This is a genomic window from Mycobacterium sp. E735 (assembly GCF_001666955.1).
Classification (GTDB): Bacteria; Actinomycetota; Actinomycetes; order Mycobacteriales; family Mycobacteriaceae; genus Mycobacterium.
Genome location: NZ_LZIX01000188.1, coordinates 1 through 6,542 on the forward strand (window position 1 = coordinate 1; position 6,542 = coordinate 6,542).

The following is a 6,542-nucleotide window of genomic DNA, read 5'->3' on the forward strand; positions in this document are numbered from 1 at the left end:
TGGCGACCGGGCCGCTCGGCGTCTGCGTCAGAACCAGGTCCAGTGCGTAGAACTCGTTGAAGAACTGCACGTCCTGCTTGACGCAGTTCTGGTAGAGGGTCTGCAGGATCATGTGGCCGGTGCGGTCGGCGGCGTAGCACGCCCGGCGCACCGGGGCCTTGCCGTGCTCGCGGGTGTGCCCGCCGAAGCGGCGCTGGTCGATGCGGCCCTCGGGGGTGCGGTTGAACGGCATCCCCATCTTCTCCAGGTCGAGCACGGCGTCGATGGCTTCCTTGCACATGATCTCCACCGCGTCCTGGTCGGCGAGGTAGTCGCCGCCCTTGACGGTGTCGAAGGTGTGCCATTCCCAGTTGTCGTCCTCGACGTTGGCCAGGGCCGCGCACATGCCCCCTTGGGCGGCGCCGGTGTGGCTACGCGTGGGGTAGAGCTTGGTGAGTACGGCGGTCCGGACGCGGGGGCCGGCCTCCACCGCCGCGCGCATGCCGGCACCGCCGGCGCCGACGATGACCACGTCGTAGCGGTGTTGCTGGATCACCTCAGCCTCCGATGTTCGGGTCGAATGTCACCAGCACGTAGGTGCCGAGGACCAACGTGAACCCCATCGACAGCAACAGCAGGCTGTTGAGCCAGAACCGGGTGCTGTCCTTGCGGCTGTAGTCGTCGATGATGGTGCGCAGGCCGTTGCCGCCGTGCAGCTGCGCCAGCCACAACAGGGCGAGGTCCCAGAACTGCCAGAACGGCGATGCCCAGCGCTGCGCGACGTAGTTGAAGTCGATGCGGTACACGCCGTTGTCCCACATCAGCATGATGAACAGGTGCCCGACGGCCAGGACGATCAGCGCGACACCGGAGAACCGCATGAACAGCCAGGCGAACTTCTCGAAGTTGGGGATGCCGGCCCGGCGCCGCGGTGAGCGCGGGTTGTCCAGGCTGGCCGGGCGGTCGTGGCTGCGCTGGTGCACGGGGGCCACCTGGCCGCGGCCCAGCTGCAGGTCGGGCGAGCTCATCGGAGGTGCTCCCAGATGTGGATGCCGGTCACCACACCGGCCGGAACCATCAGCAGCAGGAAGACGATTCCGACGATCCAGAACATCAACCTCTGGTAGCGGGGGCCCTCCGACCAGAAGTCGATCAGGATGACGCGGATCCCGTTCAGCCCGTGGAAGAGGACGGCGGCCACCAGCCCGTACTCCATCAGGCCGACGACCGGGGTCTGGTAGTCGTGGATCACCGCGTTGTAGGTCTGCGGGCTCACCCGCAGCATCGCGGCGTCCAGCACGTGGACGAACAGGAAGAAGAAGATCGTCGCGCCGCTGATGCGGTGCAGCACCCACGACCACATGCCCGGGTCGCCCCGATACAGGGTGCGGGGTGGTCGCCGCCTGCGCGAGGGTGCAGATTGTGCCGCCGGATCCGCGGTTGTCGCCTGTGTGGTCACCGGAGTCCTCACCGCCTTCTGACATCGACCCAGTTCAGCCTAACCCCGCGCGGGGACGACCCGCGCCGAGCGGTGCGCCGGGCGAGCTCGCCCGTCAGGGTTAGGGTGACAGTCTTGGGTGGCAAGAGCTGAGCGGGGTCGGGTATGCCTGATGTCGATTGGAAAGCGCTGCGCCGCATGGCAATCGGTGCCGCGGCGGGGGCCTACGCGCCCTATTCGCGGTTCCCGGTGGGGGCGGCCGCGCTGGTGGACGACGGGCGGGTCGTCACCGGCTGCAATGTGGAGAACGTCTCATATGGCCTTGGTCTCTGTGCCGAATGCGGTGTGGTGTCCGCCCTACACGCGACGGGTGGCGGCCGGCTGGTCGCGCTGGCCTGCGTCGACGGCCGAGGGGCCGCGCTGATGCCCTGCGGGCGGTGCCGCCAGCTGCTCCTCGAGCACGGCGGCCCCGAGCTGCTGATCGACCACCCGGCCGGGCCCCGCCGCCTCGGCGAGCTGCTGCCCGACGCCTTCGACGCCGACCTGCCGCGGGAACCCCGTTGACCGACCACGCATTCGACGCGCCGACGGTGATCCGAACCAAGCGCGACGGCGGCCGGCTGTCCGATGCCGCCATCGCGTGGGTCGTCGACGCCTACACCCACGGCCGGGTGGCCGAGGAACAGATGTCGGCGCTGCTGATGGCGATCTTCCTGCGCGGCATGGACCGCGGCGAGACCGCCCGCTGGACCGCGGCCATGCTGGCCTCCGGCCCGCGGCTGGACTTCCGCGACCTGCCGATGCCCACCGTCGACAAGCACTCCACCGGCGGCGTGGGGGACAAGATCACCCTGCCCCTGGTGGCCGTCGTCGCCGCCTGCGGTGCGGCGGTGCCCCAGGCGTCGGGGCGCGGGCTCGGCCACACCGGCGGCACCCTGGACAAGCTCGAGGCGATCGCCGGGTTCACCCCCGCGCTGTCCAACCGGCGGGTGCGCGCGCAACTGCTCGACGTCGGCGCGGCCATCTTCGCCGCCGGCGAGCTGGCCCCGGCCGACGCCAAGCTGTACGCGCTGCGCGACGTCACCGCGACCGTCGAGTCGCTGCCGCTGATCGCCAGCTCGGTGATGAGCAAGAAGCTGGCCGAGGGGACCGGCGCCCTGGTGCTCGACGTGAAGGTGGGCTCCGGAGCCCTGCTGCGTTCTCCGGACCGGTGCCGCGAGCTGGCCCACACCATGGTGGAGCTGGGCGCGGCGCACGACGTGCCGACCCGCGCGCTGCTGACCGATATGAACACCCCGCTGGGCGCGACCGTCGGCAACGCCCTCGAGGTCGCCGAGGCGCTGGACGTGCTGGCCGGCGGCGGGCCGCCCGACGTGGTCGAGCTGACGGTGCGCCTGGCCGGCGAGATGCTCGAGCTGGCCGGGCTCGACGGCCGCGACCCCGCCGCGACGCTGCGCGACGGCACCGCGATGGACCGATTCCGCCGGCTCGTCGCGGCTCAGGGCGGGGATCTGTCGGTTCCGTTGCCGATCGGTGCGCATTCCGAGACCGTGGCCGCGGGGCGGGGCGGCACAATGGGCGATATCGACGCGATGGCAGTGGGGCAGGCGGCTTGGCGGCTCGGTGCGGGCAGATCCCGTCCGGGCGAACGGGTGCAGGCCGGCGCCGGCATCCGGATCCATCGCCGCCCCGGCGACCCCGTGGCGCCCGGCGCGCCGCTGTTCACCCTCTACACCGACACCCCGGAGCGCTTCGGCGCCGCGCTGTCCGAATTGGACGGCGGCTACCGAGTCGGCGACTCGGCGCCCGATCCGCGGCCGTTGCTCATCGATCGGATCCTGACGTGACAACACCGCTGGGCCTCGAGCAGATCAAGCGGGCGCCCAAGGCGCTGCTACACGATCACCTCGACGGGGGACTGCGCCCGTCGACCGTGGTCGAAATCGCCGGCCAGACCGGCTACGACGGGCTGCCCACCACCGACGTCGACGAGCTGGCCACCTGGTTTCGCACCCGGTCGCACAGCGGCTCGCTGGAGCGCTACCTGGAGCCCTTCTCGCACACCGTGGCGGTCATGCAGACGGCCGACGCGCTGCATCGTGTCGCCTACGAGTGCGTCGAAGATTTGGCCGCCGATTCGGTGGTGTACGCCGAGATCCGGTTCGCGCCGGAACTACATATCGACCGGGGCCTGTCGTTCGACGAGATCGTGGACGCCGTGCTGGCCGGTTTCGCCGACGGCGAGCAGGCCTGCGCCGCAGCGGGCCGGCCGATCGTGGTGCGGCTGCTGGTCACCGCCATGCGGCACGCCGCGGTGTCCCGGGAGATCGCCGAGCTGGCAATCCGGTTCCGGGACAAGGGTGTTGTGGGGTTCGACATCGCCGGCGCCGAGGCGGGCAACCCGCCGACACGGCACCTGGACGCCTTCGAGTACATGCGAGACCACAACGCGCGCTTCACCATTCACGCGGGCGAGGCCTTCGGGCTGCCGTCGATCCACGAGGCGATCGCGTTCTGCGGCGCCGACCGCCTTGGCCACGGGGTGCGTATCGTCGACGACATCGAGGTCCTAGAAGACGGTCGCGTCCGGCTGGGCCAGCAGGCGGCCATCCTGCGGGACAAGCGGATTCCGTTGGAGCTGTGCCCGAGTTCCAACGTGCAGACCGGCGCCGTGAAGAGCATCGCGGACCACCCGTTCGACCTGTTGGCCCGCACCCGGTTCCGGGTGACCGTCAACACCGACAACCGCCTGATGAGCGATACCACGATGAGCCTCGAAATGTGGCGTTTGGTCGAGGCTTTCGGCTACGGCTGGAGCGACCTCGAGCGGTTCACCATCAACGCGATGAAGTCGGCGTTCCTTCCTTTCGACGAGCGGCTGGCGATCATCGACGACGTGATCAAGCCGCGCTACGCGGTGCTGATAGCAGGCTGACGCCGCCCGCCCGAAATCCGGGTGAGCGGCGCAGCTTTCGGCCGACCGGTTAACGGGTCAGCCGGGTGCCGGTGCGGCGACCGGTCAGCGCTTCGTACAGCGCGATCAGGACGATGGCGGCGCCCACCCCGATGAAGAACGGAACCCAGGCCACCCCGCCGTTGGCGTTGTGGTAACCGAATTGGCTGGCGGCCCATGAGCCGATCAGGCCGCCGACCGCGCCGAGCACGACCGTCATGATCATGCCGACGTTCTGCTTCCCCGGCATCACGAGGCGCGCGACCAAACCGATGATCGCGCCCACGATGAGGGCGAGGATTATGGATGTGATCACTTCGAGCTCCTGTCGTAGCGGCGCCCGGGGTGGGCACCATCTTCGACGGGACTTCCCCGAATCAGGCGACTTCTAACACAATTCGCCTGAGCTCAAATCAGATCGGAAGCCAGCCCGATGGCGCGCACCGTGCTGGCCAGGTGGGTCTGCACCGCGCGCGACGCTCGCGGGCCGTCACCGTCGCGCAGTGCCTCGGCGATCTCGCGGTGCTCGTCGATGATGGTCGTGACCCGGTCCGGATCGCGGAGCGCCGATTCGCCGATCATCCGCATCTGCCGGTCCCGCAGCGACGCGTGGAAACCCGCCAGAATGGCGTTCCCCGATTCGGCCAGGGTGATGGCGTGGAAGGCGCGGTCGGCATCGAGGAAGTCGGGCCAATCGGAGCGGTCGGCGGCGGCGCGCTGCCGCCGAAGCTCGCCGGAGAGCCGATCGAAAATCGCGGCGCACGAGGCGGTCCCGCGGCCGACCACCTTGGTCGCCGCGAACTGCTCCAGGACCAGCCGGGCCTCCATCACCGACCGGACCTCGTCCGGGGACACCGGGACGACCAGGGCGCCCCGCTGCGGGTACAGCCGCAGCAGCCCCTCGGCCTCCAGCCGCAGGAACGCCTCGCGCACCGGCGTGCGCGACATTCCGAGCGCCGTGGCGACGTCGCCCTCGCTGATCAGCTCCCCGCCCGGGAACGCGCCGGTGAGCACCTGCGTCTTGACGTAGTCCAGTGCGCGGTCCTTGGCCGTGGCCGGCCGCGGGTCGATCGGTGCCATCCAGCCTTCCGGTAGCTAAGTCGTATCCCAGCAGTGTGGTGACGGTACACCACCGAAACCCTTGACAGGGCGACAACTGAGATACAAGATAGATACGAAAGAAACATGAGACGCATCGAAGAAGCCCGCGAGCAGGCCGAAGGAGCCGCGAAAATGCCCGTCACCGAACAATCCGTGACCCCGAACCTGGATCCGACGATCCCGGCGCCGATGATCAACGTCGCCGAATACGGCTTCGAAGGTCGTTTCCAGGACTGGGCCTCCGACGCGGAGTACTTCGAGTACTCGAAGGCCGCCAACCCGATCGGCTCGGGCCACGTCCCGCAGGTGCCGGTTACCCGGTTCGATGCGGATACCTACACCGATCAGCCGACGGGTGTAATCCCGCTGGATCTGTCCAAGGAGCTGGGCATCGACACCGGCGCCGCGACCAGCCCCGCGCTGCTGGCCAACTTCGTGCGCATCCGTCCGGGCGAGCAGGTCGATACGAGCCCCAACGCCACCTCGCAGCTTTACTACGTGCTGTACGGGCGGGGCTTCGCCGCGGTCAACGGGCAACTGGTGCAGTGGGAGAAGGGGGACTTCCTGACGTTGCCCGCCGGCACCCACTCGGTCTTCTACGCGGCCACCGACACGGCCATGTACTGGGTGCACGACGAGCCGCTGATGCGCTACCTGGGCGCCGACGCCACCCGGCCGCGGTTCCGCGCCACCAAGTTCCGCCGCTCGGACGCCGTCGCGAAGCTGGAGGAGATCGCGTCACGCCCGGGCGCCAACGAGAAGAGCCGGGTCAGCGTGCTGCTGGCCAACACCAACCAGGAGCAGACGCTGACCATCACCCACGTGCTGTGGGCGATGTTCGGCGTCCTGCCGCCGAACCAGGTGCAGCGCCCGCACCGTCACCAGTCGGTGGCCCTGGACCTGATCCTCGACGCGCCGGCCAGCGGCTGCTACACCCTGCTGGGCACCCGCCTCGACGAGCACGGCGACATCGTCGACCCCACCCGGGTGGACTGGCGCGCCGGCTGCGCCTTCACCACGCCGCCGGGCATGTGGCACGCCCACTACAACGAGACCGGACAGGCCGCACAC

9 protein-coding genes are annotated in these 6,542 nt (G+C 69.5%); 4 read left to right on the top strand and 5 right to left on the bottom strand.

What is annotated here, in order from left to right; genetic code table 11:
- The 3 genes from A5704_RS14665 to sdhC all read right to left on the bottom strand — a co-directional run.
- The coding region (locus A5704_RS14665) for an FAD-binding protein (protein ID WP_156737682.1) at positions 1–535 on the bottom strand (535 nt) is incomplete at its 3' end.
- 1 nt (position 536) lies between these two features.
- Complete coding sequence (locus A5704_RS14670) at positions 537–1,007, bottom strand: succinate dehydrogenase hydrophobic membrane anchor subunit (protein ID WP_067889592.1); 471 nt, start codon at positions 1,005–1,007, stop codon at positions 537–539.
- Positions 1,004–1,342: a succinate dehydrogenase, cytochrome b556 subunit gene (gene sdhC, locus A5704_RS14675; RefSeq protein ID WP_067889595.1), complete on the bottom strand. Its 339-nt coding sequence runs from the start codon at positions 1,340–1,342 to the stop codon at positions 1,004–1,006. Before sdhC ends, A5704_RS14670 begins: the two co-directional genes overlap by 4 nt.
- A gap of 240 nt (positions 1,343–1,582) precedes the next feature.
- Here sdhC and A5704_RS14680 point away from each other — a divergent pair, with 240 nt between their 5' ends.
- From A5704_RS14680 to A5704_RS14690, 3 genes are read left to right on the top strand one after another with little or no spacing between them, the layout of a single operon-like run.
- Complete coding sequence (locus A5704_RS14680; RefSeq protein ID WP_067752025.1) at positions 1,583–1,981, top strand: cytidine deaminase; 399 nt, start codon at positions 1,583–1,585, stop codon at positions 1,979–1,981.
- A complete protein-coding gene (locus A5704_RS14685) occupies positions 1,978–3,264 on the top strand; it encodes a thymidine phosphorylase (RefSeq protein ID WP_067889598.1) in 1,287 nt (428 codons plus the stop codon). The genes A5704_RS14680 and A5704_RS14685 overlap by 4 nt, the downstream gene beginning before the upstream one ends.
- Positions 3,261–4,352 carry an adenosine deaminase gene (locus tag A5704_RS14690; RefSeq protein ID WP_067752019.1) on the top strand — a complete coding sequence of 364 codons (1,092 nt, stop codon included), beginning with the start codon at positions 3,261–3,263 and terminating at the stop codon, positions 4,350–4,352. The genes A5704_RS14685 and A5704_RS14690 overlap by 4 nt, the downstream gene beginning before the upstream one ends.
- 49 nt (positions 4,353–4,401) lie before the next feature.
- Here the strand turns inward: A5704_RS14690 and A5704_RS14695 are convergent, their stop codons facing one another.
- Both A5704_RS14695 and A5704_RS14700 read right to left on the bottom strand, forming a co-directional pair.
- Complete coding sequence (locus A5704_RS14695) at positions 4,402–4,686, bottom strand: GlsB/YeaQ/YmgE family stress response membrane protein (protein WP_067889601.1); 285 nt, start codon at positions 4,684–4,686, stop codon at positions 4,402–4,404.
- Positions 4,687–4,778: 92 nt separating this feature from the next.
- Positions 4,779–5,450, bottom strand: a complete 672-nt coding sequence (locus A5704_RS14700; protein ID WP_067752013.1) for a GntR family transcriptional regulator — start codon at positions 5,448–5,450, stop codon at positions 4,779–4,781.
- 153 nt (positions 5,451–5,603) lie between these two features.
- Here A5704_RS14700 and A5704_RS14705 point away from each other — a divergent pair.
- Positions 5,604–6,542, top strand: a 939-nt coding sequence (locus tag A5704_RS14705; protein WP_067889604.1) for a cupin domain-containing protein, incomplete at its 3' end; no start/stop codon positions are given.

Excerpts from the sequence above, each read along its gene's own strand:
- A5704_RS14670 (WP_067889592.1), bottom strand. The coding sequence starts at position 1,007 with ATGAGCTCGCCCGACCTGCAGCTGGGCCGCGGCCAGGTGGCCCCCGTG.
- sdhC (WP_067889595.1), bottom strand. The coding sequence starts at position 1,342 with ATGTGGTCGTGGGTGCTGCACCGCATCAGCGGCGCGACGATCTTCTTC.
- A5704_RS14680 (WP_067752025.1), top strand. The coding sequence starts at position 1,583 with ATGCCTGATGTCGATTGGAAAGCGCTGCGCCGCATGGCAATCGGTGCC.
- A5704_RS14700 (WP_067752013.1), bottom strand. The coding sequence starts at position 5,450 with ATGGCACCGATCGACCCGCGGCCGGCCACGGCCAAGGACCGCGCACTG.